Below are 26,601 nucleotides of genomic sequence, written 5' to 3' on the forward strand. Positions count from 1 at the left end.
GTTTTTCCTTCTCTCTTTCTATCTGTTAACGTTTTATTTTTTTATTACTGTAAAATCACTATCTGAACTAAAATGATCTTTGATTCCCTGTGAAATATATACCTTATTATTTTCATCAACAAGGATCATATTGAATTCTTTGCTGTGTTCCTGCCAGTAAGAAGTAGCTTTATCCTTCCCCATAACAAACAATGTTGTTGACAATGTATCAGATAATGTACCATTTTTACTGATGATCGTTACTGATTTCAGATCTTTTTCGGATGGTTTTCCAGTTGCTGGATCAATGATATGATGATATGTTTTCCCATCTTTCTCAAAGTATCTTTCATATGCTCCAGATGTAATGACTGCTTCATCAGCAGCTTCATATGCACCGATCATACTTTCTGTATCATCTGGTGACTGCACTCCGACTTTCCATCGGCTTCCATCTGTTTTTGTTCCGATTGCCTGTACGTTACCACCAAGACTGATCACACCGCTTTTCACACCATCCTTTTTATAGATTTTTGCAATTCTTTGTGATGTGTATCCTTTAGCAATTCCTCCAAGATCAATCTTCATATTTTTCTCTAATGTCACAACATTTGTTTTCTTATTAATTTTGATTTTCTGACTATTTACGTTTTTCAGAAGTTTCTGAATTTCTCTGTCCGATGGCACACGATATTTCTGTGTCGGAAATCCCCATAATTCCACGATCGGATAGATAGAAATATCAAAAGCATCGTTTGATTCTTTTGATTTTTTCTTTGCAAATTCGATCAATTCTAATGTCTCATCAGATACTTTCATTTTTTTCTTCTGATTCAGCTGATAGATCTCACTGTTTTTATCTACCGCTGACCATAGCTGATCTAATCGCTCAATCTCACTCTTAGCATCATCCACTGCTTTTTGTGCATTCTTTCCATATGCTTTCAGATTCATATAGGTGTCCATGGCAAAAACTTGCACACTTGCCTCCTGTGTACTTACTTCACTACTTGTCTCTGTCTTCTTTGCGTCCTGTTTCTTGGCACATCCAGCAAACGATAATACCCCTAAAACACTGATCGTCGCTATACATATTAACTTTTTTAGTTTCATTTATTTCATCCTTCTAGGTTAGTACTTGCTAACCTATAGTTTATAATTTTTCTGCTTTTGTTTCAAGGATAGTACTTGAGGTTTTTTTTCATTAAGAAAATACTTTGCCATTCTATAGTAGTTTTATATAAAAAAGGTTCAAAAAAGGAACTGTCTTTTCTGACAATTCCTTTTTTGACGTTCTATTCTAACCGTTATTTCTTAATCTCATAGTATCCATTTGTCTTCTTAGTACGCTTGCTTACTTTGACATAATACATTCCTTTTTTCTTTGGAAGCTTTACTGTCTTTTCTAAGTGTTTTGCAGATGTTTTTACTGTCTTAACTGGTTTTTTCTTACCTCTCTCATAGATCGTAAACTTAAATCCACCTTGATCTGCAACTGTTAAAATCTTCAATTTGCTTTGCTTTTTGCTAGATTTTACAGATACTTTATACCAACGGGCTGCTTTTTCATTCATTGTATACATCTCTGTTGCATTTAGATTCTTTGCTTTGGATTTCTTATAGGCAACTTTCTTTTTGGCATAATTTTTTGTCGTATACAACATTGTATTGAGCTGCTCTTTTGGAGCCTTCAATACTAGACGGTAGTTTCCTTTACTAAGTCCATAACCTACTGCAATCTGTGTTTCGTCTTCGTTTGTTGGTTTAAATGACTTTGTTCTTCCGATTGTGATCCATTTTCCTTTTTCATTTTTCTGAACTTTATAGCTTGTATTTCCACCATCTTCTACCATGGATGCAACAACAAAACCTGCAAATCCTCTTTTTGTCATTTTAAATGTGTGATAAGTTTCTTTTTCTTCACCTTTTTGCATATTGAGGTCGTTTTTTGCTAACCCACCACATTCATTTTGTAATACGTAAGCTGTGATCAATCCTTCTTTACAGTTCTTTGGAAACTCTATATAATAAGTTTCTCCTGCATTTACCTGCGCCTTTACATAGGACAGTGGCAATTTCTTGATCATTTTTTTATTGGAATCATATAGAATTGCTTCCTGTTTATTATCCCCAACAACTGCCAGTCCTAAAGCTCCTGATTCTACTGGAGTGAGCTTGATCAGATCTGGATTTTTAAAATAATTCTGATCATAATATTTGATCCCGCCAGTCAGCGCATAATATAAGGCATCTTCAAGAGTTCCAAATTTGTATGCTTTAATTTCTTTTTGATTCCATTCTTCCGGCTCTGTTTTTCTTGCTGTTTTCTTCATTACTGTTTTACTCGGAAAATATGATGTAGCTGCTTTTGATACTAAGCCATCCGCTGCTGATACTTTAACCTGCGGACACAGCATCGCTGCTGATATGACTGCTGCCATAAGAATACGAAATGACCTACTTTTCATTTTTTTCATCCAGTTTCCCTCCTTGTGATTCTTAATATGTATACGTTCCCAAATAATATGCCCCCGTTGTTTTGCTTGTAAGTTTCGTAACTTTCACATAATATGCTCCTTTTTTCTTTGGAAGTTTTACTGTCTTAACTTTATCATTCTTTGTGACTTTTACTGTTTTTAACCGTTTTCCTTTTTGATAAACACAGAATTTAAAACCTCCACCCACAGAATCTTTGGACAATGTAACTGCTTTTCTTTTTTTGGTAGATGAAACAGAAGCCTTATACCAACGCGCTGCTTTTTCTGTGGAAGTATATATACTGTCAATATCTGATTTTAGATTGATCGCTTTTGATTTCTTATAGGCTGCCTTTTTCTTTGATTTGTCCCTTGTATATTCTATATTAATGATCTGATCTTTTGGTGTTTTTAATGCCAGACGATATTTTCCTGCCTCTAATCCATAGAGCAATGCACTGTCATATTTATCTGGTTTTACCGTTGTGCCATATCCGACTTTTTTCCATGTCCCATTTACATTTTTCTCAATGTATACTCCAACTTTTTCATGTTTCTTTCCGATGGATGTAATATCAAATTGTACTTTTGAGCGTTTCGCTACGGAAAATGGATGATAGGTTGTTGTCCCTTTTCCAAGTTCATAATAACTTTTCTGATTCGCCATGGAAGTAAATTCGGTTTTGATCACACCAGTTAAAATGATCACTTTGTCTATCTTCTCTGGCAGTTTTACATAAAATTCATCTCCTGTTTTCACGATACCTACATATTCTTTGTCCCCGCCATCATTTAAATTATTTACTATAATTCTTTTCTTTGACGCATCATATACTGGTATTTTTGTCTCATCGTTACTTACGACACCAACCATAAACAGCCCTGGATCTGCAACTTTAATCTTTACCCAGCGGTCACTGCCTTTATAATTCTTATTATATAAATGCATTCCACCGCTCACCAGATATTTCATCATGTCTACTTCTGAATCAAACTGATATGCAGTCAATTCCTCTTTGTTCCATTCTTCTGGTTCAACATATCTGGCTGTCTTTTTCTGTGTTATCTTGTCTGTATTAATATTTGTCCTTACATTTGCAGATACTGATGGGCTACACATTGCAATGCTTAAACCTGCTGCTATCAGAACTGCTCCCATTTTCTTGATTCCCCTTCTTGCCATAAAAATTCCTCCTTATATTTTGATTTGGATTAATAATACCCTATTTCATACGTTCCATTTGTTTTCTTTGTAAGCTTTGAGATTCTGATATAATATGTTCCTTTTTTCTTTGGCATTTTCGCTATCTTCGCATTTGCATTTCCTGTTACCTTAATTGTTTTAATTGCTTTTTTCTTTCCCTTTTTATAAATTGTAAACTTGTATCCTCCAGAAACCGTGTTCTTTCCAAGATTCAGAATTCTTTTCTTCTTTGTAGATGTAATACTTATTTTATACCATCTTGAAGTTTTCTCTCCTGTTGTATATATATTCGATGTTTGTCCATCCAGTTTGATCTTCTTTGCTTTTGATTTCTTATATGCTACCTTTTTACTTTTAGAACTGCTTGTATATGAGACTGCATTTAACTGTGTTGTCGGTGCTTTGATCGCCAGGCGATATTCACCTTTAGTCAATCCATGAACAAAATCATCATCATAAGATGCTGGCTTGATCTTTACCGTATCATCGATTCTTTTCCATTGTCCGTTTTCTTTCTTTTCGATGTGTGCATAAGTGATCTCACTGTTTCGATCGATCGCTGAAATGTTAAATTCCACCGCAGATCTCTTCTTAATTGAAAATGGATGATATGTGGTACTTCCAGTTCCTGATTCATAATAAGTATCTGATGCTTTCATAGATCCAAATCCATCTTTGATCACACCTGTTGTCACAAATATTTTATCGATTTTTTCTGGCATTTGAAGATAGAAGACCTCACCTGCTTTTGCAAGCCTTCCATATTCCAGGTCTCCATCAGATGTCGTTTGAGCTAAAACTTTCTCCTTCGTTGAATCATAGAGATTTATCTTCTGCGATCTATTTCCATCTGTTTGTGTTGCAATTGTAAAATACCCTGAATCTGCAACCGTAATTTTGACCATATGATCCTTTTCCTGAAATTTATCATTGTATAGATGTGTACCACCTGTCTGAAGATAATCTTCAAATTTATCTGTAGATTCAAACTGATATGCTGTGATTTCTGTATAATTCCATTCTTTTGGAGTCGTATATCTCTCTTGCATTTGCATTCTCTGTCCCGCATAAACTATCATCTTGGGACAACTCATAGATACTCCGATCACTGCTGTCATCATTAATGTTGCTGTTTTCTTTAAAATCTTTCTCATGTCTATCATCTCTCCTACTTGATCATTCTATTACTTCATTATTCGTCACAAATAACCTGATCCATCAAAATATCATGCTCCTCTGTCGGTACCTGATCCATCATTAACTCTTTATAACATACCAGAATCTTTGGAAATGTTACTCCATCTAAAAAACGGTCATAGAATCCTGCTCCATGTCCAAGTCTACGGCCTTCTCTATCTGCACTTACACAAGGTATTACCGCCATATCAATCTTCTCTTTCGATAAGATTGGACACCTTCTGGATGGTTCCATGATTCCATATGCCCCTTCCTCAAAATCATCTAAAGCATGAATCTGTCTCACTTCCATGATTCCTTTCCCAATACACAATGGAACTCCGACATTCTTCCCCTGTTTCAGTGCCGATGCTATCAGCTGCCATGTATCAACTTCATTTTTCATACTTGCATAACAAAAAATAGTTTTTGCCTCTTGAAATTCTTTTAACTCTTTTACCTGTTCAAAAATCGACTGATCTGCTTTTTCTATATAATTTTTGTCTAATTTTTTCATCCATTCTTTTACTTGTTGTCTTGCTTCTTTTTTCGTCATGATGTCCTCCAGTTTTTATAAAATTACGCACAAAAAATGAACCTAATTTCTTAGGTTCATTTTATCATAATTTTCTTTCATTGTATGCTATTTCATTATAATGTTTTATATAATTCCATAATCTTCTCGCCAGTTGCAACATCTTCTGAAAATGCAGTCGCACTTCCTGCTGCTGTCCCCATCTTCAGTGCTTCATTATAATCTCCATTACTTCTTAAATATCCTGTGATAAATCCTGCTACCATGGAATCTCCAGCTCCTACAGAGTTCTTAACTTCTCCTTTTGGACAAGGTGTTACATGAACTTCTCCTTCTTCTGTGATCAGGATTGCTCCATCTCCTGCCATGGAAACTAACACATTTCTTGCGCCTTTTTCCTGAAGTTTCTTTGCATACTCAACAATCTCATCATTTGTCTTTAGCACAACATCAAACATTTCTCCTAATTCATGATTGTTTGGTTTGATCAGGAATGGATGATATTTTAATACGTTTAACAACAAGTCTTTTGTTGCATCTACAACGATTCGGATATCTTTTCCCTGCAGACGTCCCATGATTCTTTCATATACATCTGATGGAAGTGTTGCTGGAATACTTCCTGCAAGAACTAAAATATCTCCATCTTCTAATTCATCTAATTTCTTAAACATCTGCTCTAATTCATCATCATGAATAACTGGTCCTAATCCATTGATCTCACTTTCTTCGTTGGATTTTACCTTAACATTGATACGTGTCATTCCTTCACGGACTCTGATAAAATCTGGTTTAAATCCAAGTTCTTTCGCTCCTGATTCAATAACATCTCCTGTAAATCCAGCTATAAATCCAAGTCCTACACTATCTACTCCAAGATTAGCAAGCAGATGAGATACATTAATACCTTTTCCTCCACAGAAAATGTATTCTCTTGTTGTCCTGTTAACCTGTCCTAATGTCAGGTTATCTACTTTAATTACATAATCGATTGCTGGATTAAATGTTACTGTATAAATCATGAAAATACCTCCTCAATGTTTGTGATTCTTTTGAACTCTTTGTTTTCTAAATGATCTGTAATGATCTCTGCCTTCTTTAAATCTGCAAATTTAATAGTTGAGATCACATTGAATTTGCTTGCATCCGAAAGAATATATGTTTTCTGGCACTGTTCCATCGCTTTCTTCTTAACTGCTGCCTCTTTCTGATCTGGCGTTGTAAATCCCTGCTTCAGATCAATCCCATTTGTTCCGAAAAAGCCCTTAGTAAAGTTATATTTATCAAGCTGTTCTAATGCTTCTTCTCCAACCAATGCTTCTGTTACCGCTTTAATCTCGCCTCCGATCAAATGGACCTTAAATCCTGCGTTCATCAGTTTTCTCGCATGTGTGATCCCATTTGTCACATAAATAACGTCATATTCTCTGAGATAATCTAACATCATTTCTGTCGTTGTTCCTGCATCAAGATACACGATATCTTCTTTTTTGATCAAAGATGCTGCATATTTTGCAATCTTTCGCTTCTCTTCCTGGTGTTTCTTTGACTTGGTTATAACTTCTTCTTCTCTTGATAACACAGATTTGATCGCAGTAGCTCCTCCATGAACCTTGATCAAAAGACCTTGTCGGTTTAATTCCGTTAAATCCCTTCGTATCGTGGACTCTGAGGTGTTCAGTTTTTCTGTCAGTTCTACCACGGTGACTGACTGTTTCTCTCTTAAAATCTCTAAAATGCGTTCAAATCGCTCTTGCGCTAACACAATATCACCTCTTTTCGCTTTTATTTAAGTATATCACAATTTCAATCATAGTCAATCATTTTCTTTTATTTTCAATCATGTATATTCTTCATAGTTTGTTCAGGTTTTCAAAATAATTTGAACACATTTGATTTTTATACTAATGAACATAAGGAGGTACTGTAAAATTAAATGCTTCCAAACAGACATTAACCGGTAACATTATTAATAGCTCAAAAAAAGAAATGACAGATTTGGATCTTCTGTCATTTCTTTCTCTATTTTTCTTTCAGCATACTCTTGCTTCCTAGATAAGTTGCGATCATATATCCAATATAAATTACGATCACAAGGATCAATGACTGTACTGCTGCTTGCGTTATATTGATCTGTCCCAATGTTGATATCAGGATTTTTGCTGTTTTAATTCCTACATATGAATGAACCAATGCCAAACTTAATGGCAAACAGAAGTATAAGATGATCTGTGCTTTGATCGCGTGATTGATCATTTTTTGTGAAGTTCCGATTTTACTTAATAATTTGTATTTTTCAATATTATCTGCATTCTCACTCAATTGCTGTAATGCAAGTACCGCTGCACATGTAATTAAAAATACAAGACCGATATATATTGCAATGTATGTAATGATCGTACTTAACCCAGTACTCTGTTCATATACTTCCTCTTTTGAAATTATCGCTGAATATGGTGAATTTGGCATCTTACTATTTATGATCATCTGCTTTAAATATTCCGTATATTTTCTTGATACTTTCTGTGCATTTCCCTTCCAGTTCAGATTTAAATATAATGTAGAATGATCAATCTTTAATGACTGGATAATTTCATCATTTAAAATGACTGTTCCCATATCTGTTTTAGCTGCTGTTACCATATATGTATCTTTTTGTAAGCCATATTTCATTTTATATGTTTTTCCATCCAATGTAAGTTTTTGCTTATCACTAGCTGCCTTTTCCATTATCGGTATCAGATTGCCATAATCACAATTCAATATATATTCATCTGATTTCAAGGTTAATTCTTTTTCTCCGATTGCTTTTCGGATTTTATTATATTCAGATAGTTTTGCAAAAGTTAGTGGAGTTTCATAAATTTTCTTCACATAATCTTTTGTATAATCTGAATACTTTTCTCTTCCCTTTAATAATGGCTCCATTTTATATCTGCATTTGCGAAATGTACCATTCTGATATATTGTGATCGGTAAAATTTCTTTTGCATCTTTTTTGATCGTTAATCCAAGATCATCTAATTTCTTTATAAACTTTTGCTGCTGTTCTTCCTGATATCCTTTTTCCGATAATCCATAAAAAGTACAATCAAACTTTGTCATATCTTCTAAATCTGTTTTCACTGAAGACGCCAATCCACTTCCTGTCGCAAACGCACTGATTGCTAAAAACAGCATCAAACACAGCATTGACATAGAAACAAATGTTGTGGTAATCTTTGAATTGATCTGTCTTAGCACAAACATATTTAATCCATTATAATAAAATTTCTTACTTCTTTTTGCCAATTCTAATAAGAATCCTGATAACGAAAAGAAGAAGAGAAATGTTCCTGCTACACCAAGTAATACGCTGATCTTAAAATCATTGTCCACAGCAAGCATCTGGTTTTTTTGAATTAAATGATATGCTATTCCAAGAATCCCAATAGATATCAAAAACAGAATGACCGACAATATAGGATTTTTTAATCTTGTTTTCTGATTTTTCTTTGCTGAATTCAACAGATTGATCAGTTTATATTTTGATATCGTAATTCCATTAAATATCATCACAATAATAAAAATAATTGCAAAATACAAAATAGTCTGAATAAATGCCGTTTGCGAGAAAACAAACTTAAACTCTTTCATCTGAACCGCAAACATCTTTGCTGTCAACATCGCAAGTCCTTGTGATAAAAACACACCTGAAACCAATCCTGCGATCAATGCCAAAACACCGATCAATAAAGTCTCTATCAGAAGAATCTTTGATACCTGTCGTTTTTCCATTCCTAACAACAGATAGATTCCCATTTCCTTATGCCGCCGCTTCATTAGAAACTGATTTGCATAAACAATCAGAAATCCAAGAATAATTGCAACAAACACAGAAATTCCATTAATGATCACAGACATTAGATGCATCATTGATTTCTGGCTTGCATTCAGCTTTAAGACAGCCTGTTGTGCCTGAACAGAATTAAACATATAAAACAAACAAATTCCAAATGTTAATGTCAGAAAATAAATCGTATAATCACGGATACTCTTTTTGACATTACTAAATGCGATCTTAGAATACATTTGTACTGTCACCTCCAAGCAATGTCACAACCTCAATGATACGGTCAAAAAATCGTTTTCTCGAATCATTTCCTCGAACCAATTCATTAAAAATCTTTCCATCCTTGATAAACAAAATACGTTTACAGTAACTGGCTGTAAATGCATCATGTGTTACCATCAGAATCGTTGCATTTAATTCCACATTCATCGTTTCCATACTGTCAAGCAACATTCTGGCCGCCTTGCTGTCCAAAGCTCCTGTTGGCTCATCCGCTAAGATCAGAGATGGATTTGTAATCATCGCTCGGGCACTTGCCACTCTCTGCTTCTGTCCTCCTGACATTTGATATGGATATTTGTTCAATACTTCTGTGATCATCAACTTTTCTGCGATTGATCTGACTCTGTCTTCAATTTCTCTTGCAGGAATTTTCATGATCGTAAGCGCCAACGCAATGTTTTCAAATGCTGTCAATGTATCTAACAGATTAAAGTCTTGGAAGATAAATCCTAATTCCTCTCGTCTGAATCTTGAAAGATGTTTTCCTTTCAATTTTGTGATATCCATTCCATTGATCATAATATTTCCCGCAGTCACCTGATCGATTGTTGAAATACAATTTAATAATGTCGTCTTCCCACTTCCGGAAGCCCCCATAATTCCAATATACTCCCCCTCTTCCACTTCAAAACTGATACGATCGATCGCTTTTGTAAGATTCGCTTTACTCCCATAATATTTTTCTATATTATCTACTTTCAATACAGAACTCATTTTTCCATCTCCTTATCTTTTTTGGTTTCTCTTATTGTCTTGTCTATAATATACCAGTAAATCATCTTCGTATCCATCGAACTTCCTTACACAAAACTTACAATTTTGTCATATTGCTATTTTATCAAAAAGCTACTATACTAAACTTAACATGACTATATAAAGGAGGGACTCAACATGTTTTTAAAAAATGAAGATGTAAAAATTGGCACAATTCCTGATGCAAATGGTTCTGATAACCCATTAAAGAAAATGGAATTCTTAACAGAAAAAGAAATGAAAGATAGCAGTCGTCTGTTCGGAAAAGTCATCGTACCACCTGGTTCTGCTCTTGCATATCACACTCATGAAGGTGAAGGCGAAGCTTACCATATCCTTCAGGGAAAAGGACTTTATAATGACAATGGTACAAAATATGAAGTACATCCAGGAGATACTACATTCACATGTGATGGAGCTGGACATGCCATTGAGAATATCGGAGACGAAGATCTTGTATTTATGGCACTAATCTTACTTGATAAATAATCTTGAAATCTAAAATATAGCACATATGTAAAGAGGTGTCTATTTGTTAAAAACAATAGACACCTCTTTAATTTATCTTAAAATCTATGAAATTCTGGTTTCATCTTTTCAAAAGTATAAATTCCATCAAAACCAATATCTTTTAAAATCTTCTGTGACTCCATTACGCAGTCACCGATCCGGTCTGCATTATGTGCATCTGATCCAATCGTAATGATCTTACCTCCCATATCATGATACAGTTTCAGAATTTCTTTTGATGGCATTAGACTTTTCAGTTTATATGCACGACTTGAAGTATTAAGTTCAATTCCTTTTCCGTCTGCGATCACAACTTCAAAAATCTGCTCGATCAGATCCTGAATCTTTTCAAATTCGATCTCTCCTTGCTTATCATATCTTTTGATCACATCAAGATGACCAAGAATGCTGTAATCTTTGTATACTTTAACAACATCCAAAATCTCCTGATAATACCTTCGATTGTATTCTAACTGTGTCTTTCCTTCCTGTGGCTCTTGTCTCCAATATTCTTTGTTTTCAACTTGATGACAAGAAAAGATTACAAAATCAAACGGATACTGTCTGAATGTTTCTTCATACGCTTTCGTCGTATGCGTCTGAATTCCAAATTCAATTCCTGTCTTTAATGTGATCTGCCCTTTATACTTATCTTTCATTTTTTCCATTTCTTCAAAATAAGCATCATAATCACAATTAACGACAGTTGGCACATCATAATCTGAATGTTCTGTAAAACATAATTCATCCATCCCTAATTTGATCGCTTTCTGAATTTCAAGTTCCATTGGGAAATCTGTGTCTTCACTAAAATGTGAATGTACATGATAATCTGCAAACATTGTAAACCTCCTGTCTGATCATTCTTCATTTAAAAAAATCATAGAATTTCTTGGGAAGCCGATTGTTACTTTCGTGTATTCTTCTTCTTTAGATTCGATGTAAAAACTTAGTTGTAATTTGCTGCAAAGTTTCTTACACAAATATAACCCCATCCCTGTTGATTTTTGATAGTTTCTTCCTGTAGTTCCAGTATACCCTTTGTCCGTGATCCTTGGCAAATCTTTTGGTGAGATTCCAATTCCATTGTCTCTGATTTCCAGAAGTATTTCATTCTTTTCACATCTTGCACAAAATGATATTTCTGCTTCTTCTTTTTTATATTTTATTGCATTGCTGATAACTTGATTTAATATAAATAAAACCCATTTTTCATCGCTGAAGATCTTCTGATCCAGATTCTCTATTTTAATTTTTATCTTATTTCCGATCAGACTTTTTGCATTTGCTTTTACCGCATTTTCTACCACTTCTTTTAAACTTAACTCTTTCACTAGATAGTCTTTCTCTACACTATTACTCCTCGCATAATACAATGCCTGCTCCAAATAATAATTGATCTGCTGCATTTCTTCATCCATTGCCCGTGTTATCTCACTTGGATGATTTTCAAGGATCAGTCTTGTTGCTGCCAATGGTGTTTTTACTTCATGAATCCACATCTCAATATATTCTCGGTATCCTGCTGCCTCTATCTTATATTTCAATATCTCATCATTCATGGACTTGTTGCACGTCTGCAATATTTCATATAGAAACTCTCCTTCTGCAAAATCTGGCAATTCTAACATTTCTGTTATCATGCATTTTTGTTCCAGTATATCCAGTTTTGCTTTCACTTTTTTATAATACCGATATTTTTTCATATACCGCTGGCATAAATAAACTCCTTCCAGAATCAATCCGATCAGCAGCAAATATATCATAAGAAAATAATTCACTTCAAAAATAAAAAGCAACACTTCCAATAATCCCAAAAATACAATATATATCAGAATCTGGGCATACTCCATTCTAAAAAAATCTTTGGTTTTCATATCATATAACCCTGCCCTCTTTTTGTTTTTATAAAATCTTTCAGTCCTGCTGCTTCTAATTTTTTCCTTACACGATTGACATTCACCGTTAATGTATTATCATCAATAAATTCATTTGACTGCCATAAGGATTCCATTAATTGATTCCTGCTTACAATACTCTCTTTATGTTGCAGTAATGTATACAATATTCTCATCTCATTTTTACTAAGTTCGATTATCTGATCTTTATAAATAACAGTACTGCTATTGAGTTGTAGTTTCAAGCCTTGATATTGTAAAAAATCATTTACTTTTTCTTTGTGTGTTCGTTTTAACATTGCAGAAATTCTTGCCGACAAAATCTGTGTATTGTATGGTTTCGTGATAAAATCATCCGCTCCAAGATTTATACTCATTAGCTCATCCATCTCGCTATCCCTACTTGTAACAACAATGATCGGTACTTCTGATTTTTCTCTGATTGCTCTGCACACATAATAACCATCATAAAACGGAAGATTAATATCTAATAAAATCAGATCTACATCTTCTCTCAAGCAATCTTCGACAACTGTATCAAAACGATCTAACACTATAATCTCATATCCATATTTACTTAACAAAATCTTTAATTCATTACGAATTGGTTCATGATCTTCCACGATAATGATCTTTGCTTTCATTTGCTTCCTTATCACCTTTCCTTAAACCTTTCCTTATCGTATATAATATCATAAACCTTTATAAAAGAAAAAGCGCCTCACATTTTGAGACGCTCTTTTTGAATTTCTATTTCTTATTTTTTAGGCTGCAGAGATTCTTTTCCACCCATATATGGTCTTAAAACTTCTGGAATTGCAACGCTTCCATCTTCTCTTAAGTTGTTCTCTAAGAATGCAATCAGCATTCTAGGTGGTGCTACTACTGTATTATTTAATGTATGCGCAAAGTAATTTCCATTTTCACCTTTGATACGGATGCGCAGTCTTCTTGCCTGTGCATCACCAAGGTTAGAACAGCTTCCTACTTCAAAGTATTTCTTCTGTCTTGGAGACCAAGCTTCTACGTCAACAGATTTTACTTTCAGATCTGCTAAATCACCAGAGCAGCACTCTAATGTACGAACTGGGATATCCATAGAACGGAATAAATCAACTGTGTTCTTCCATAATTTTTCATACCAATCCTTGCTTTCTTCTGGTTTACATACAACGATCATTTCCTGTTTTTCAAACTGATGAATTCTGTAAACACCACGTTCTTCAATACCATGTGCTCCTTTTTCTTTTCTGAAACATGGAGAATAGCTTGTTAGTGTTTTTGGTAATTCTGCTTCTTCTGTTGTTGTATCAATAAATTTACCGATCATAGAATGTTCACTTGTACCGATCAGATATAAGTCTTCGCCTTCGATCTTATACATCATCGCATCCATTTCATCGAAACTCATAACACCTGTTACAACATTGCTTCTGATCATGAAAGGTGGTACACAGTAAGTAAATCCACGATCGATCATGAAGTCTCTTGCATAAGCAATGACTGCAGAATGTAATCTTGCGATATCTCCCATCAGATAATAGAATCCATTACCTGCAACTTTTCTTGCACTGTCAAGATCGATTCCATCAAAACTTTCCATGATTTCTGTATGATATGGAACTTCAAAATCAGGAACAACTGGCTCACCAAATCTTTCAAGTTCTACGTTTTCACTGTCATCTTTTCCGATTGGTACAGATGGATCAATGATATTTGGAATTGTCATCATGATCTCTTTGATCTTTTCTTCAACAACTTTTTCTCTTTCACTTAATTCTTCAATACGATCAGCAGATGCTGTAACCTGTTTTTTTACTTCTTCTGCTTCTTCTTTTTTACCCTGTCCCATCAGTGCACCGATCTGTTTGGATAATTTATTACGATCCGCACGAAGTGCCTGAACTTCCTGTTTGATCTCACGGTTTTCTTTATCCAGTTCAATGACCTCATCAACTAACGGTAATTTACGATCCTGGAATTTGTTTTTGATGTTCTGTTTTACTACATCTGGATTTTCTCTTAAAAATTTAATATCTAACATTTTTTCCTCCAATTATTTATTGATACATTTTTCTAATGTCAATTTTTCCTCATTTGATAATGCTACTTTTGAAGCACCATTTCTAATTTCTTTTGCATAGACATAAGTTGCATTCTGACTGCTCATTCCATTTAAAAGTGTTCCATTATTATTATGGTCAAGTAATGCGATTACAAAGCTTGTTTCTCCACCCATATCAGAAAATGCATTATATTTATAGACTTCCATCTTAGAAAAACTACTCTTATGCTCTTCGTCAATTCTCTGTATTTCCTGTTCAAGAAAGTCTTGTTCCACAATGATCTCATTTAATTTATCAAATCTTTTAACGATACTTTCCTCTAACGATTTTCCATCTTTCCCAGATAAAAACTTTTCATATCGTTTTTTTAATTTCCCAACTTTTACTAAAGCAACGATCACAAGAATCAGTGCTAAAAGTAATGCTGCTGCAAGACCAATCACTACATATTCCATGCCTACACTGTTAAAAAAATCTGTCATCTTATGTTCCTCCTAAATTGATCTGATCATATCCACGATACGTTCTAACTCATCGCGTGAATAATACTCAATTTCTATTTTTCCTTTATTATTCTTCTTATTTTTGATACTGACTTTACTTCCTAAAATCTGTTTCATAGATTCTTCTAATTCAGTGTAAAGGAAATCATGAACATCTTTTTCTTCTTTTTTATTTTTTTTGATTTTCTTCAGATCTTTTACCAGCTTTTCAATGTCTCTAACACTTAATTTTTCATCAAAAACTTTCTGAGCAATTTCATATTGTTTATCCTTATTTGAGATTGCTAATAAAGCTCTTGCATGTCCTGTGCTGATCATCTCTTCCTCTAGCATCTTCTGTACTCTTGGATCTAGTTTTAAAAGTCTTAATGAGTTGGTAATTGATGCACGACTCTTACTTACTTTCGTCGCAACTTCATCCTGTTTTAATTCAAACTCTTCCATCAATCGCTTATAAGCCATTGCTTCTTCGATTGGATTTAAGTTATCTCTCTGAATGTTTTCAATCAGTGCAATTTCTACAATTTCATTTTCATTGTATTTTCTGATCATAACTGGAACTTCATTCAATCCTGCCTGTTTTGCAGCTCTCCATCTTCTCTCCCCTGCAATGATCTCATAGAAATCATCCTTTGGAGTAACGAGGATTGGCTGTAACATTCCATACTGTTTAATAGAATCTGCAAGTTCCTGCAACGTATCCTCATCAAACTGATTTCTTGGTTGATCTGGATTCGGCTCAATCTTATCGATTGGCAAAGTAAGTTCCTTTTTCGTTTCTTCTTTTTTCTTTGTTTTCGACGATCTCGAAACTTTTTTCTTTACCTGCTCAACGTCTTCTTCGTCAACGATTGGTGCTTTTGGAATCAGCGTATTTAAACCTCTTCCAAGTCCCATTTTTTTTGCTGACATTAATTTTCACCTCCATTTTCGATAACTTCTTCTGCCAGAAGGTCGTAACTTTCTGCTCCTGAAGAACGAGGGTCATACAAATTGATTGGAAGTCCATGACTTGGTGCTTCTGCCAGACGTACATTTCTTGGGATGATCGTTTTGTAAATATTCTGATTCAAATATGATTTTACATTCTCAACAACCTGCAATGACAGATTTGTTCTGGCATCATACATTGTAAATACAACACCCTCTATTGTAAGATCTGGATTCAAACTCTTCTGAATCAATTCAATCGTATAGATCAACTGAGTTAATCCATCTAATGCATAAAATTCACATTGAATTGGAACGATCACTGTATTCGCTGCTGTCATCGCATTAACCGTTAGCATTCCCAATGCTGGCGGACAGTCAATAATTATGAAATCATATTGTTTCTTTACTTTCTCAAGATTATGTTTCATGATGAACTGCATCTTATCAACGGTCATCAATTCGATCTCGGCTCCGGCCAGATTTCGATTTGCTGGAAGTAAGGATAAATTATCAAACAAGTCTTTAACGATACAATTCTGTATCTTCTCTTCTCCTGTGATCACCTCATAAGTTGTCTTATCCAGCTCGTTTTTTTCTAATCCCAAGCCACTGGTGGTATTCCCCTGTGGGTCCATATCAACGAGTAAAGTCTTTTTTCCTCTTGCAGCTAATGCTGCCGAAAGATTTACCGCTGTCGTTGTCTTCCCAACTCCACCTTTCTGGTTGGCAATTGCAATAATTCTTCCCATTTTTTTCTCCTTTTGAACAATATTATAACACTAATTATTTTTCATTGCTACATGTTTCACGTGAAACATTTATTAATTTTTGTGCAATTTCGCTTTTATAACTATTAAGATTCTTTTCGTTTTTATATTGAATGTTTCACGTGAAACATTTATTAAATAATCAATGCATACTACTATTTTTCAAGAAGAAAAATGGAGTGTCTTCACAAATAAGAACACTCCATAATTCCACATATTTTTTAAAATCTTATCATCTGCTATTTATTTACTCAAATTTGATTTTATTACATTTGTTCAGGACACTGAATTCCTAACAGATCCAAACCATCTTTAATTACTTGTTTTGCTAAGATCACAATCTTAACTCTCGCTTCTTTTAACTTCTGATCTTCCACATTACACTGGTTTTCATGATAGAAACGGTTAAAACTTTGAGCTACTCCCATTACATATCTTGAGATTACAGATGGTTCTAATCTATCTGCTGCCACCTTGATCACTTCAGGGAATCTTTCAATCTCTTTTAATAATGCAACAGATGTTTCATCTGTTACTAAAGATGGATCGATCTCTCCAACTTCTGTGATTCCTGTTTTTCTTAATACACTTGCCGCACGTGCATATGTGTACTGAACATAAGGACCTGTTTCCCCATCAAAGCTGTGTATCTTCTCCCATGTAAATGTTACATCTTTAATTCTCTGATTATATAGGTCATTAAAGATAATTGCTCCGATTCCAACTTTCTGTGCAACATCCTCTTTATCCTTCAGATCTGGATTCTTCTCTGCAATAATTTCTCTGATCTTAGATACTGATTCTTTTAAGATATCTTCTGCATATACGATGTTACCACTTCTTGTAGAAAGTTTTCCACCTTCTAAACTTACTAATCCATAAGGTACATGAATTAAGTTTTCTTTAGCCCATTCATATCCCATTAACTCAACAACTTTAAATACTTGAGCAAAATGTAATTTCTGCTCTAATCCTGTAACATAAATACATTTATCAAAGTTATATTCTTTCTTACGATAGAAAATAGCAGCAAGATCACGAGTTGCATAAATACTGCTTCCGTCTTTCTTCATAACCAGACAAGGAGCCATATCATATTCATCAAGATCAACGATCATTGCTCCTTCACTTTCTTTTAGCAGATTCTTTTCTTTTAATTCTTCTACAACTGCTGCTGTCTTATCACGATAGAAACTTTCTCCTGTATAATGATCAAAATCCATATTCAGCATCTTATAAATTCTCTTATATTCTACCATACTGATATCTTTGAACCATTCCCAGATAGATAAAGCTTCTTCATCTCCTTGTTCCATCTTCGCAAACCATTCACGTGCCTGATCATTTAATGTATCATCTTTCTCTGCTTCCTCATGGAATTTTACGTAGATTCTTAATAACTCTGGAATACCTTTTTCTTCTACAGCTTCTTTACTGCCCCATTTTTTATATGCAACGATCAGTTTACCAAACTGTGTTCCCCAATCACCTAAGTGATTAATTCTTTCTACCTTATATCCAAGCTTATCAAAAATATGATATAAAGAGTTTCCAATAATCGTTGTTCTTAAATGTCCAACGTGGAAGTTCTTTGCAATGTTTGGAGAAGAATAATCGATACATACTGTTTTTCCTTTTCCAATTTCCTGTGCACCATAAGTACCGTTTACCTTTGCCAGTACTTCTTTTACATAATTCTCTTTATTCAAGAAGAAGTTTACATATGGTCCCATTGCTTCTACTTTTGATACATCTTCACTTGCAGGAATCTTTTCTGCAATCTCTGTTGCGATCATATTCGGAGCTTTACGAAATACTTTTGCTAACTGAAAACATGGAAATGCAAAATCTCCCATATCATCTTTTGGTGGTATTTCAAGAATCCCATCAATTGTTTCTTTATCTAATTCTTCAATTGTTTGATCTAGTAGATCAATAACTTTATTTCTCATAATCTTCCCTTTCTACATCTCTATCATAGTCTGGATCACCACTGCATTTGTTTTCCATCGTTCAATAGAAAATTCTTTTGTTAGTTTATTTTCTAAAACAGAACGCTTCTCATAGAAATCTTTTGCATTTTTTATAACTTTTGGTTTCGCTTCAATATTAATTAATATTTTATACTCATCAATATTCATTTCAAAATTAAGAACAAAAACACCTATCTCATTTAAAAGACTCTCCAACACTGCCTGAAAACCTTTTAAAAATGAAAATGTCATGCATACTTTTGAGCTCTCTGATGAATCCTGATAATTGATACGTTGTGTTGGATAAAGTTTCTTAACATATCCCATCAACTGTTCAAATGCTGGAACAAACAATATTTTCTGATCTTCCCTTTCCACAAATTCTTCTGCAAAAAGGCAAGTCTCTTCCAGTCCCTTCTGGTAATCATGTAATTTTGTTATCTTTTCTTCTTTTTCACGCAGGATCATCTGAAATTCATGAATCTCTTTCTCAATCTGAATCATATCCTCAGAAACAGGCTGCTTCTCCTCCTCAATCTCCAGTGGAAGCGGAGAAAATACCTTTCGGATCTGATAAATCTTCTGCTGATTATTGATCGCACCTTCTTTTTCATTCTTCTCCTGAATCATATCCTGCATCTTATGATTCAGTTGATTTCGATCAGTTTTCAATTCCTGAATCTGTTCTTCCAAATAGTCATATAACTGATCGATCAGGTGACTTTTATCTTTGTTTTTTTCCATAATTTTCCCACTTTCTTTTTATCATAAACGATAAGGAAAAGAAATGAAAGTATAAACTTCTAGCAAATCGGTTCTTTTGTCGGCAATCCTGCTTTTCTCGGAAAACGTTTTGGTGTTGCTTTTGTCTTATGAATCTTTAAGATCGTTCTCGCCATATCCGTATCCGGAATCTCAAAAGAAATAATATCCTCAATGCTGCCGCCTAAAATTTTCACTGCTTTCTTTGAATTTGCTGCTTCCTCTTTAATATCTCCTGATTTATATGGCAGAAAATATCCATCCTCTTTTACATAAGGAAGACAATATTCTGATAAAACTGTCAGATTGGCAACAGCCCTTGAAACAACATAATCAAATTGTTCTCTATATTCCTTTTGTTTTGCAAAATCTTCCGCTCTTCCATGAATTGCTGTAATCTTTTCAAGTCCAAGTGCTTCTATCACTTCATTTAAGAATTTAATACGCTTATTTAAAGAATCCAGTAACACAATCTCTAATTCTGGAAATGCGATCTTTAATGGAATTCCTGGAAATCCCGCACCTGTTCCAATATCAAGAATTTTCTGACCAGTTAAAGAAACTCCACTCTTGATCAATGCAAGACTATCAGCAAAGTGTTTATCGATCACTTCATTCTTCTCTGTGATTGCTGTCAGATTCATCACTTTATTCTTCTCAACAAGCATCTCATAGTATGTTTCAAACTGCTCTAACTGATGATCGCTCAATTTAATTCCAAATGCAGCTGCTTTTTCTCTTAATCTCTCCATCTGTTATCTCCTGTGGTGCATCTGTTCCAGATAAATCAGTAATACAGAAATATCCGCTGGTGATACTCCTGAAATTCTAGATGCCTGTCCGATGGAAGATGGGCGGATCTTTGATAACTTTTGTTTCGCTTCAATTCGTAAGCTTCCAACATCTTCGTAATCAATATCTTCCGGAATTCTCTTCTTTTCCATCTTCTTAAACTGTTTTACCTGTGACAGCTGGCGTTTGATATATCCTTCATATTTAATATTAATATTTACCTGTTCCTGAACATCCAGATCATACTCTGGTCTCTCTGGATCGATTGGTGCCAAATCCATATAAGTAAGCTCCGGTCGACGGATCAGTTCTGTCATTTTAGCAGATGATTTTAATGTTGTACTTCCAAGCTCTTCAAGTAATGACTGCACATTTTTAGACGCACCCACATTAATATCCTCTAGTCGTTTCATCTCATCTTCGATCTGCTGTTCTTTTACTAATAATTTATCATATCTTTCCTGACTGATCAGTCCTGCTTCATATCCGATCTTGGTCAGACGAAGATCGGCATTATCCTGACGAAGCAACAATCGATATTCTGCTCTTGATGTCATCATACGATATGGTTCCTGTGTTTCTTTTGTTACCAGATCGTCGATCAAAACTCCAATATAAGCCTGTGAACGATCTAAAATAATTGGATCTTTTTCTTGCAGTTTGCGTGCAGCATTGATACCTGCCATCAGACCTTGTGCTGCTGCCTCTTCATATCCTGAACTTCCATTAAACTGCCCACCAGAAAATAACCCGTCAATCTCTTTAAATTCCAATGAAGCTTTTAGCTGTGTCGCATCAATACAATCATATTCAATTGCATAAGCATTTCTCACAATCTTAGCATTCTCTAATCCTGGCACACTGTGATACATCTTATACTGTACATCTTCCGGCAACGAGCTTGACATACCACCAACATACATCTCATTCGTGTATTCGCCCTCTGGCTCAATAAATACCTGATGTCTATTCTTATCTGGAAATTTCACGATCTTATCTTCGATCGATGGGCAGTATCTAGGTCCTGTTCCTTCAATTGCACCAGAAAATAACGGTGATCTGTGAATATTTTCTTTAATGATCTCATGTGTTTCTTCCGTCGTATAAGTTAACCAACAGGAAATCTGATCTCTCTTAATATCTTCTTCCTTATTTGTAAAACTGAATGGAACAATTCTCTCGTCTCCAAACTGTTCTGCCATCTTAGAAAAATCAATCGTATTCTTATCAATTCTGGCTGGTGTCCCTGTCTTAAATCGTCTCATGGAGATTCCATGACTCTTCAAGGAATCTGTCAGGTAATTTGCTGCCTGAAGTCCATTTGGTCCTGTATGATTGCTGACTTCTCCATAAATACAGCGCGCCTTTAAATATGTTCCTGTCGTTAAGACAACAGCTTTTGCATAGTAAACAGCTCCTGAATATGTCTTAACACCTTTGATCTTCCCATCTTCAACAAGAATCTCTGTAACTTCGCCCTGACGAAGTGTAAGATTTGGTGTATTTCCCATCACCTGTGTCATGGAAATAGAATACATCTTCTTATCTGCCTGTGCTCTTAAAGAATGCACTGCCGGCCCTTTCGATTTATTCAACATCTTAGACTGTAGATAAGTCTTATCAATATTTTTACCCATCTCACCGCCCAATGCATCAATTTCTTTTACCAGATGTCCTTTGGAACTTCCTCCAATATTGGGATTACATGGCATCAATGCAACACTATCCATGCTTACTGTAAAACAAATCGTTTCAAATCCCATTCTGGCTGCTGCAAGTGCAGCTTCGCATCCGGCATGACCTGCACCTACAACAATAATATCATATTTTTCTTCTAAATTATTCATCTTTATTTACCCATACAAAATTCTGCAAAAATCTCATTTACCAGATCTTCTCCCACAGATTCTCCTGTGATAAATCCTAAATGCTCATATGCATCCAAAAGATCAATGGAGAAGAAGTCTTCCGGCATTCCATCTTCAATACTCTGCAACACCATAGCAAGACTCTTTAAAGCTTCACTTACTTCTGTTTTATGTCTCATGTTCGTCAAATAAATCTCATCATTAAAGGATACATGTCCTTCAAAGAAAATATCCTGGATCAGCTGATACAATTCTTCAATTCCAGTCTGCTCTTTGGCTGAAATCTGCACAATCTGCTCAAATCCTTTTTCTTTGAGATCTGATACCTTCACCACCTGATCAAGATCTGCTTTGTTTAATAATACGATTGTCTGCTTATCTTCAATCAGCTCCATAATCTCTTCATCATCTTTTGTTAATGGATCTGAAGTATCCACAACATATAATACAAGATCCGCTTTTGTCAACAAATCTTTTGCTTTATCCACACCGATCTTCTCAATGAGATCATTCGTATCTCTGATTCCTGCTGTGTCAATGATATTCAACGGAATCCCTTTAATCTGAATAGATTCTTCTAACGTATCTCTTGTTGTTCCTGCAATATCTGTGACGATCGCTCGTTCTTCTCCAAGTAATACATTTAACACAGATGATTTTCCAGCATTCGGTTTCCCAACGATAACTGTCTGAATTCCCTCTTTCAGAATTCTTCCATTATCAGCATTCTCCAAAAATGCATTTAACTGATTTATGATCACTTCGACTTGATCTTTCAATTCATCTGAAAATCCGTCCACACTGTAATGTTCCGGATCATCTAATGCAGATTCAATAAACGCCACACTGTGAATGATCTGTTTTCGAATCTCTGTGATCTTCTTTCCTAACGCACCCTCTAACTGCTTTAAAGATGTACTCATTGCAAATTCATTCTTGGACTGAATTAGATCCATAACTGCTTCAGCCTCAGAAAGATCGATCCTTCCATTCAAAAATGCTCTCTTTGTAAATTCTCCTGGCTCAGCTGGCGTTGCTCCTGCCTTAAATACTGCTTCCAGAACCTTCTTCATAACAACCACACCACCGTGGCAGTTAATCTCAACAACATCTTCTGCTGTATAAGAATGAGGTCCTTTCATAACTAATACAATACATTCATCTAGCAATGTGCTTTCATCATAGACATGTCCATAATGTGCCGTATATGTCTTTACATCTTTGATCTTCTTATCTTTTTTCTTCGGTTTAAATACTTTTTCAATAATATCAAGTGCCTCATCTCCACTGATCCTGATAATTCCAATCCCACTGTTAGTCATTGGAGTGGCAATTGCTGCAATCGTATTTGATTTCATATAATATACCTCAAAAAAGGGCTGCCTAAATTAAGGCAGCCCTATATCTTATTTTTTAAGCATAACAACAACTTTACGATAAGGATCCTTACCTTCGCTCTTTGTGATCACTTCTGGATCTCTCTGCAATGCAGAATGGATGATTCTACGCTCATTTGGATTCATTGGTTCTAAGTAAATAGGTTTCTTATTCTTCTTTACTTTATAAGCAATGCTTCCAGCTAATTTCTCTAAAGTCTGCTGTCTTCTTTCTCTATAATTTTCTGTATCAAGCTTGATCTTTACAAAAGAATCGCTTTCTTTATTCACATAAAGACTTATAAGATACTGCAGGGCATCCAGTGTCTGTCCATGCTTACCGATCAATGCACCCATCTTCTCTCCAGATACATTGATGTTTAATACGTTATCTCTGCGGTTGTAGTAAAGATTCAACTTTGGATCAAGTCCCATTGCTCTTAATACTTCATCTAAATACTTCTCTGTATCTTTGACGATCTGATCAATGTTTTCTGGTGTCTTATTTTTTCTTGGTTCCTTTACAGGAACTTCATCTTTCACCTTTGGACTCTTCTTAGGCTGACGATTTGATTTCTCATCGACCTTCTTTGATGGCTTTTTCTCAGCTTTTTTCTTTGGTTGTTCCTTTTCTATTGTCTGAGACTTCATAACTTCTGTCTCTTTTTCTTCTTCTTTAATTTCAATGATCACAGGTTTCTTAAATAACCCTAAAAATCCATTACTACCTGAATCGATCACTGTATACTTGAGGTCTGTACTTGGAATTCCTAACTCCATTGCAGCATTCATAACTGCATCAGATTCAGTTTTACCAGTAAATCTCTTTGCTGACATCCTTATTTACCTCCCTTGTTTTTATTGAGTGCATTTGCTTTTGAAGCAATTCCTCCTTTAGAATTTCCTGAATATTCAATATTCTGTGTTGATTTCAGGTTTGCACTCTTCTTGATATTAGAATCTGCTCCTTGCTGTCCCTGCTGTTCTGCTTGCATTCCTAACATCTTTTCATATAGAGAAGGTCCTTTTTTCTTTTTCTTCTTTGCAGCCTTCTCACGGCTCTTTTCAATAATCTTATCCATATCAGCATGATCATAATGATAATTAAAAGCGACCTGCTGGATATACTGGAATAATGCACTTGCTGACCAGTAAAGACCGATACCGATCGGTAATGAAATACACATTACAAATGACATTAAAGGCATTGTGTACATCATACTTTTTGTCATTCCTGCTCCTGGTGTGCTGTCATCCATTTGTGTTGTAGACATAGATGTCTTTGCACTTAAGAACTGGAAGATAAAAGATAATACTGGAATGATCAATAATGGTGTTAATCTGAATCCTGGTGCTGAATTTAAATCCATACCTAAGAATAAGTTTGGTTTAAATTGTACATCTCTTGCGATCTGAGGAATATAAGTATTAACTCCACGAATTACATAATACAGTGCCATGATGATCGGAAACTGAATTAATGTTGGTAAACATCCACCTGTTGGACTTGAACCATATTTTGCATAAACCTTCTGCATCTCTTCCTGCTGTTTCATCATAGATGCCTGGTCTCTTTTATTACGATATTTTTTTGTAATCTTATTAATCTCTGGCTGCATATGCTGATTGATCTTCATAGATCTCTGCTGTTTCATAGTAACAGGTAATAAGATCAATTTAGAAACCAATGTAAATAAAATAATACATAAACCGACATTATAGATTCCCATTGCAGCTAATCCATCATAGATTGCTCGAATGATCCAACCAAAAATAATTACAAACGGAGCTAAGATTCCTCCGTTACCCGTGCTCTGCTGGGCTTGTGCCAATAACATCATTTTTTGCACCTTTTTCCTTTCCTTACTTCCGGAACAGGGTCATATCCGCCTTTTGAAAATGGATTACATCTTAATATTCTAAAAATTGCCAAAAGACTTCCTTTGACAACCCCGTGTTTCTCCAATGCTTCTATGGCATATTCCGAACAAGTCGGAACATATATACATGTTCCTCTTCCCTTTAATCTCGATAAATATTTTCTGTAAAACCTGATAATGGATATTAAAATCTTCTTCAATTGTAATCAACTCTTCTTCAGATGATGCAAATCTATCAAATGTAGAAATGCACTTTCAATTGTATGGTAATTCTGTCCTTTTGCAGTTTGTCTTGCAATTACTACCATATCATATCCTGTTTTCAAATTATCCTGATTCAAACGATAGCTTTCACGAATTAAGCGTGTAGTTCTGTGTCTGACTACACTATTTCCTACTTTTTTACTTACTGATATTCCCAGACGGTTATATTCTAGATCATTCTTCCTATAATAAAGGACCAAGTACCTGTTGGCTTTGGAGTTTCCTTCATTATATACCATCTGGAATTCTCTGTTATTTCTTAATGAATGATAATTTTTCATGGTTCTCTTCCTTATTAATAGAGAAAAGAAAAGGTCACATCTCTGCGACCTAAGCTGATAATCTATTTCTTCCTTTTGCTCTTCTGCTCTTCAGAACTTTTCTTCCGTTTGCAGTGCTCATTCTTTTTCTAAATCCATGAACCTTAGATCTCTGTCTTTTCTTTGGCTGAAATGTCATTTTCATGCTAAAACACCTCCTTAACAAAATTTTATGATTATATATCTGAATAATATATTCGTAAAAACATCACTCCTATTATAGACAGAGAAACTCCAAAAAGTCAAGTAAATTCTACGCTTTTTTCACTTTCTTATAGAATTTCATATATATTGTGTTTTACGCGCAAGTTATCCACAATTTGTAGATAACTTGTGTATAACTTGGTGATAAAATGTGAATTATAAACACAGTATTTGTCAAATTCCTTTGTTTTTTCTCGTTTTTTGACATGTGTATAATGTGGAACAACTTATCCACAATATGTGGGCA

The 26,601-nt window shown here is 34.7% G+C and carries 27 protein-coding genes; 1 reads left to right on the forward strand and 26 read right to left on the reverse strand.

What is annotated here, in order from left to right:
• Window positions 1–33: 33 nt before the first annotated feature.
• From QUE18_RS13530 to QUE18_RS13570, 9 genes are all read right to left on the reverse strand, one after another.
• Complete coding sequence (locus QUE18_RS13530) at window positions 34–1,092, reverse strand: FAD:protein FMN transferase (protein WP_009203084.1); 1,059 nt, start codon at window positions 1,090–1,092, stop codon at window positions 34–36.
• A 194-nt stretch (window positions 1,093–1,286) separates the two neighbouring features.
• Window positions 1,287–2,456, reverse strand: a complete 1,170-nt coding sequence (locus QUE18_RS13535) for a hypothetical protein (protein ID WP_008393007.1) — start codon at window positions 2,454–2,456, stop codon at window positions 1,287–1,289.
• 22 nt (window positions 2,457–2,478) lie between these two features.
• The gene (locus QUE18_RS13540) at window positions 2,479–3,639 is read right to left on the reverse strand and encodes a hypothetical protein (protein WP_009203085.1); all 1,161 of its coding nucleotides are present in this window, start codon (window positions 3,637–3,639) and stop codon (window positions 2,479–2,481) included.
• Window positions 3,640–3,668: 29 nt separating this feature from the next.
• Window positions 3,669–4,814 carry a hypothetical protein gene (locus QUE18_RS13545; RefSeq protein ID WP_227085676.1) on the reverse strand — a complete coding sequence of 382 codons (1,146 nt, stop codon included), beginning with the start codon at window positions 4,812–4,814 and terminating at the stop codon, window positions 3,669–3,671.
• A gap of 38 nt (window positions 4,815–4,852) precedes the next feature.
• The gene (locus QUE18_RS13550) at window positions 4,853–5,392 is read right to left on the reverse strand and encodes a 5-formyltetrahydrofolate cyclo-ligase (RefSeq protein ID WP_009203087.1); all 540 of its coding nucleotides are present in this window, start codon (window positions 5,390–5,392) and stop codon (window positions 4,853–4,855) included.
• 95 nt (window positions 5,393–5,487) lie between these two features.
• Entirely contained in the window at window positions 5,488–6,393 is a 906-nt protein-coding gene (pfkB, locus tag QUE18_RS13555) for a 1-phosphofructokinase (protein WP_008393003.1), read from the reverse strand.
• On the reverse strand, window positions 6,390–7,136 hold the full coding sequence (locus tag QUE18_RS13560) for a DeoR/GlpR family DNA-binding transcription regulator (protein ID WP_009203088.1): 747 nt from the start codon (window positions 7,134–7,136) through the stop codon (window positions 6,390–6,392). Before QUE18_RS13560 ends, pfkB begins: the two co-directional genes overlap by 4 nt.
• A 257-nt stretch (window positions 7,137–7,393) precedes the next feature.
• The gene (locus QUE18_RS13565; RefSeq protein ID WP_009203089.1) at window positions 7,394–9,442 is read right to left on the reverse strand and encodes an ABC transporter permease; all 2,049 of its coding nucleotides are present in this window, start codon (window positions 9,440–9,442) and stop codon (window positions 7,394–7,396) included.
• Window positions 9,432–10,199 carry an ABC transporter ATP-binding protein gene (locus QUE18_RS13570; RefSeq protein ID WP_008393000.1) on the reverse strand — a complete coding sequence of 256 codons (768 nt, stop codon included), beginning with the start codon at window positions 10,197–10,199 and terminating at the stop codon, window positions 9,432–9,434. Before QUE18_RS13570 ends, QUE18_RS13565 begins: the two co-directional genes overlap by 11 nt.
• Before the next feature lie 177 nt (window positions 10,200–10,376).
• On the opposite strand from QUE18_RS13570, the gene QUE18_RS13575 reads away from it, so the two are divergent.
• On the forward strand, window positions 10,377–10,727 hold the full coding sequence (locus QUE18_RS13575; RefSeq protein ID WP_008392999.1) for a cupin domain-containing protein: 351 nt from the start codon (window positions 10,377–10,379) through the stop codon (window positions 10,725–10,727).
• Between the two features lie 77 nt (window positions 10,728–10,804).
• Here QUE18_RS13575 and QUE18_RS13580 read toward each other — a convergent pair whose 3' ends face one another.
• The 17 genes from QUE18_RS13580 to rpmH form a co-directional block, all read right to left on the reverse strand.
• The gene (locus tag QUE18_RS13580) at window positions 10,805–11,590 is read right to left on the reverse strand and encodes a histidinol-phosphatase HisJ family protein (protein ID WP_008392998.1); all 786 of its coding nucleotides are present in this window, start codon (window positions 11,588–11,590) and stop codon (window positions 10,805–10,807) included.
• Between the two features lie 18 nt (window positions 11,591–11,608).
• Window positions 11,609–12,625, reverse strand: coding sequence for an ATP-binding protein (locus QUE18_RS13585; protein WP_008392997.1), 1,017 nt, complete (start codon window positions 12,623–12,625; stop codon window positions 11,609–11,611).
• Window positions 12,622–13,290, reverse strand: a complete 669-nt coding sequence (locus QUE18_RS13590; RefSeq protein WP_009203090.1) for a response regulator transcription factor — start codon at window positions 13,288–13,290, stop codon at window positions 12,622–12,624. Before QUE18_RS13590 ends, QUE18_RS13585 begins: the two co-directional genes overlap by 4 nt.
• 113 nt (window positions 13,291–13,403) lie before the next feature.
• A complete protein-coding gene (gene serS, locus QUE18_RS13595) occupies window positions 13,404–14,690 on the reverse strand; it encodes a serine--tRNA ligase (protein ID WP_040343972.1) in 1,287 nt (428 codons plus the stop codon).
• A gap of 12 nt (window positions 14,691–14,702) precedes the next feature.
• Complete coding sequence (locus QUE18_RS13600) at window positions 14,703–15,194, reverse strand: DUF4446 family protein (RefSeq protein WP_008392994.1); 492 nt, start codon at window positions 15,192–15,194, stop codon at window positions 14,703–14,705.
• 12 nt (window positions 15,195–15,206) lie between these two features.
• Complete coding sequence (locus QUE18_RS13605) at window positions 15,207–16,127, reverse strand: ParB/RepB/Spo0J family partition protein (RefSeq protein ID WP_008392993.1); 921 nt, start codon at window positions 16,125–16,127, stop codon at window positions 15,207–15,209.
• Window positions 16,127–16,897, reverse strand: a complete 771-nt coding sequence (locus QUE18_RS13610; protein WP_008392992.1) for a ParA family protein — start codon at window positions 16,895–16,897, stop codon at window positions 16,127–16,129. Before QUE18_RS13610 ends, QUE18_RS13605 begins: the two co-directional genes overlap by 1 nt.
• A gap of 284 nt (window positions 16,898–17,181) precedes the next feature.
• Entirely contained in the window at window positions 17,182–18,867 is a 1,686-nt protein-coding gene (gene argS / locus QUE18_RS13615; RefSeq protein ID WP_009203092.1) for an arginine--tRNA ligase, read from the reverse strand.
• 12 nt (window positions 18,868–18,879) lie between these two features.
• On the reverse strand, window positions 18,880–19,632 hold the full coding sequence (locus QUE18_RS13620) for a hypothetical protein (protein WP_009203093.1): 753 nt from the start codon (window positions 19,630–19,632) through the stop codon (window positions 18,880–18,882).
• 59 nt (window positions 19,633–19,691) lie between these two features.
• Window positions 19,692–20,402, reverse strand: a complete 711-nt coding sequence (gene rsmG / locus QUE18_RS13625) for a 16S rRNA (guanine(527)-N(7))-methyltransferase RsmG (protein WP_008392989.1) — start codon at window positions 20,400–20,402, stop codon at window positions 19,692–19,694.
• A 3-nt stretch (window positions 20,403–20,405) separates the two neighbouring features.
• On the reverse strand, window positions 20,406–22,289 hold the full coding sequence (gene mnmG, locus QUE18_RS13630; RefSeq protein WP_008392988.1) for a tRNA uridine-5-carboxymethylaminomethyl(34) synthesis enzyme MnmG: 1,884 nt from the start codon (window positions 22,287–22,289) through the stop codon (window positions 20,406–20,408).
• A gap of 2 nt (window positions 22,290–22,291) precedes the next feature.
• A complete protein-coding gene (mnmE, locus tag QUE18_RS13635) occupies window positions 22,292–23,668 on the reverse strand; it encodes a tRNA uridine-5-carboxymethylaminomethyl(34) synthesis GTPase MnmE (protein WP_009203094.1) in 1,377 nt (458 codons plus the stop codon).
• A 48-nt stretch (window positions 23,669–23,716) separates the two neighbouring features.
• Window positions 23,717–24,523, reverse strand: coding sequence for an RNA-binding cell elongation regulator Jag/EloR (gene jag / locus QUE18_RS13640; RefSeq protein WP_008392986.1), 807 nt, complete (start codon window positions 24,521–24,523; stop codon window positions 23,717–23,719).
• Window positions 24,524–24,525: 2 nt separating this feature from the next.
• Window positions 24,526–25,527 (reverse strand): YidC/Oxa1 family membrane protein insertase, encoded by a 1,002-nt coding sequence (locus QUE18_RS13645; protein WP_008392985.1) that lies wholly within the window; start codon window positions 25,525–25,527, stop codon window positions 24,526–24,528.
• Window positions 25,524–25,766 carry a membrane protein insertion efficiency factor YidD gene (gene yidD, locus QUE18_RS13650; protein WP_008392984.1) on the reverse strand — a complete coding sequence of 81 codons (243 nt, stop codon included), beginning with the start codon at window positions 25,764–25,766 and terminating at the stop codon, window positions 25,524–25,526. The genes QUE18_RS13645 and yidD overlap by 4 nt, the downstream gene beginning before the upstream one ends.
• Before the next feature lie 6 nt (window positions 25,767–25,772).
• Window positions 25,773–26,111 carry a ribonuclease P protein component gene (gene rnpA, locus QUE18_RS13655; RefSeq protein ID WP_008392982.1) on the reverse strand — a complete coding sequence of 113 codons (339 nt, stop codon included), beginning with the start codon at window positions 26,109–26,111 and terminating at the stop codon, window positions 25,773–25,775.
• 49 nt (window positions 26,112–26,160) lie between these two features.
• Window positions 26,161–26,295 carry a 50S ribosomal protein L34 gene (rpmH, locus tag QUE18_RS13660; protein ID WP_008392981.1) on the reverse strand — a complete coding sequence of 45 codons (135 nt, stop codon included), beginning with the start codon at window positions 26,293–26,295 and terminating at the stop codon, window positions 26,161–26,163.
• Window positions 26,296–26,601 lie beyond the last annotated feature (306 nt).

Origin of the sequence: Anaerostipes hadrus ATCC 29173 = JCM 17467 (assembly GCF_030296915.1) — a bacterium.
GTDB lineage: Bacteria > Bacillota > Clostridia > Lachnospirales > Lachnospiraceae > Anaerostipes > Anaerostipes hadrus.

Bases quoted from the DNA above. Each gene is read 5' to 3' on its own strand.
- QUE18_RS13530 (WP_009203084.1), bottom strand. From the start codon at position 1,092: ATGAAACTAAAAAAGTTAATATGTATAGCGACGATCAGTGTTTTAGGG.
- QUE18_RS13535 (WP_008393007.1), bottom strand. From the start codon at position 2,456: ATGAAAAAAATGAAAAGTAGGTCATTTCGTATTCTTATGGCAGCAGTC.
- QUE18_RS13540 (WP_009203085.1), bottom strand. From the start codon at position 3,639: ATGGCAAGAAGGGGAATCAAGAAAATGGGAGCAGTTCTGATAGCAGCA.
- QUE18_RS13545 (WP_227085676.1), bottom strand. From the start codon at position 4,814: ATGAGAAAGATTTTAAAGAAAACAGCAACATTAATGATGACAGCAGTG.
- QUE18_RS13550 (WP_009203087.1), bottom strand. From the start codon at position 5,392: ATGACGAAAAAAGAAGCAAGACAACAAGTAAAAGAATGGATGAAAAAA.
- pfkB (WP_008393003.1), bottom strand. From the start codon at position 6,393: ATGATTTATACAGTAACATTTAATCCAGCAATCGATTATGTAATTAAA.
- QUE18_RS13565 (WP_009203089.1), bottom strand. From the start codon at position 9,442: ATGTATTCTAAGATCGCATTTAGTAATGTCAAAAAGAGTATCCGTGAT.
- QUE18_RS13570 (WP_008393000.1), bottom strand. From the start codon at position 10,199: ATGAGTTCTGTATTGAAAGTAGATAATATAGAAAAATATTATGGGAGT.
- QUE18_RS13575 (WP_008392999.1), top strand. From the start codon at position 10,377: ATGTTTTTAAAAAATGAAGATGTAAAAATTGGCACAATTCCTGATGCA.
- QUE18_RS13580 (WP_008392998.1), bottom strand. From the start codon at position 11,590: ATGTTTGCAGATTATCATGTACATTCACATTTTAGTGAAGACACAGAT.
- QUE18_RS13585 (WP_008392997.1), bottom strand. From the start codon at position 12,625: ATGAAAACCAAAGATTTTTTTAGAATGGAGTATGCCCAGATTCTGATA.
- QUE18_RS13590 (WP_009203090.1), bottom strand. From the start codon at position 13,290: ATGAAAGCAAAGATCATTATCGTGGAAGATCATGAACCAATTCGTAAT.
- serS (WP_040343972.1), bottom strand. From the start codon at position 14,690: ATGTTAGATATTAAATTTTTAAGAGAAAATCCAGATGTAGTAAAACAG.
- QUE18_RS13600 (WP_008392994.1), bottom strand. From the start codon at position 15,194: ATGACAGATTTTTTTAACAGTGTAGGCATGGAATATGTAGTGATTGGT.
- QUE18_RS13605 (WP_008392993.1), bottom strand. From the start codon at position 16,127: ATGTCAGCAAAAAAAATGGGACTTGGAAGAGGTTTAAATACGCTGATT.
- QUE18_RS13610 (WP_008392992.1), bottom strand. From the start codon at position 16,897: ATGGGAAGAATTATTGCAATTGCCAACCAGAAAGGTGGAGTTGGGAAG.
- argS (WP_009203092.1), bottom strand. From the start codon at position 18,867: ATGAGAAATAAAGTTATTGATCTACTAGATCAAACAATTGAAGAATTA.
- QUE18_RS13620 (WP_009203093.1), bottom strand. From the start codon at position 19,632: ATGGAAAAAAACAAAGATAAAAGTCACCTGATCGATCAGTTATATGAC.
- rsmG (WP_008392989.1), bottom strand. From the start codon at position 20,402: ATGGAGAGATTAAGAGAAAAAGCAGCTGCATTTGGAATTAAATTGAGC.
- mnmG (WP_008392988.1), bottom strand. From the start codon at position 22,289: ATGAATAATTTAGAAGAAAAATATGATATTATTGTTGTAGGTGCAGGT.
- mnmE (WP_009203094.1), bottom strand. From the start codon at position 23,668: ATGAAATCAAATACGATTGCAGCAATTGCCACTCCAATGACTAACAGT.
- jag (WP_008392986.1), bottom strand. From the start codon at position 24,523: ATGTCAGCAAAGAGATTTACTGGTAAAACTGAATCTGATGCAGTTATG.
- QUE18_RS13645 (WP_008392985.1), bottom strand. From the start codon at position 25,527: ATGATGTTATTGGCACAAGCCCAGCAGAGCACGGGTAACGGAGGAATC.
- rnpA (WP_008392982.1), bottom strand. From the start codon at position 26,111: ATGAAAAATTATCATTCATTAAGAAATAACAGAGAATTCCAGATGGTA.
- rpmH (WP_008392981.1), bottom strand. From the start codon at position 26,295: ATGAAAATGACATTTCAGCCAAAGAAAAGACAGAGATCTAAGGTTCAT.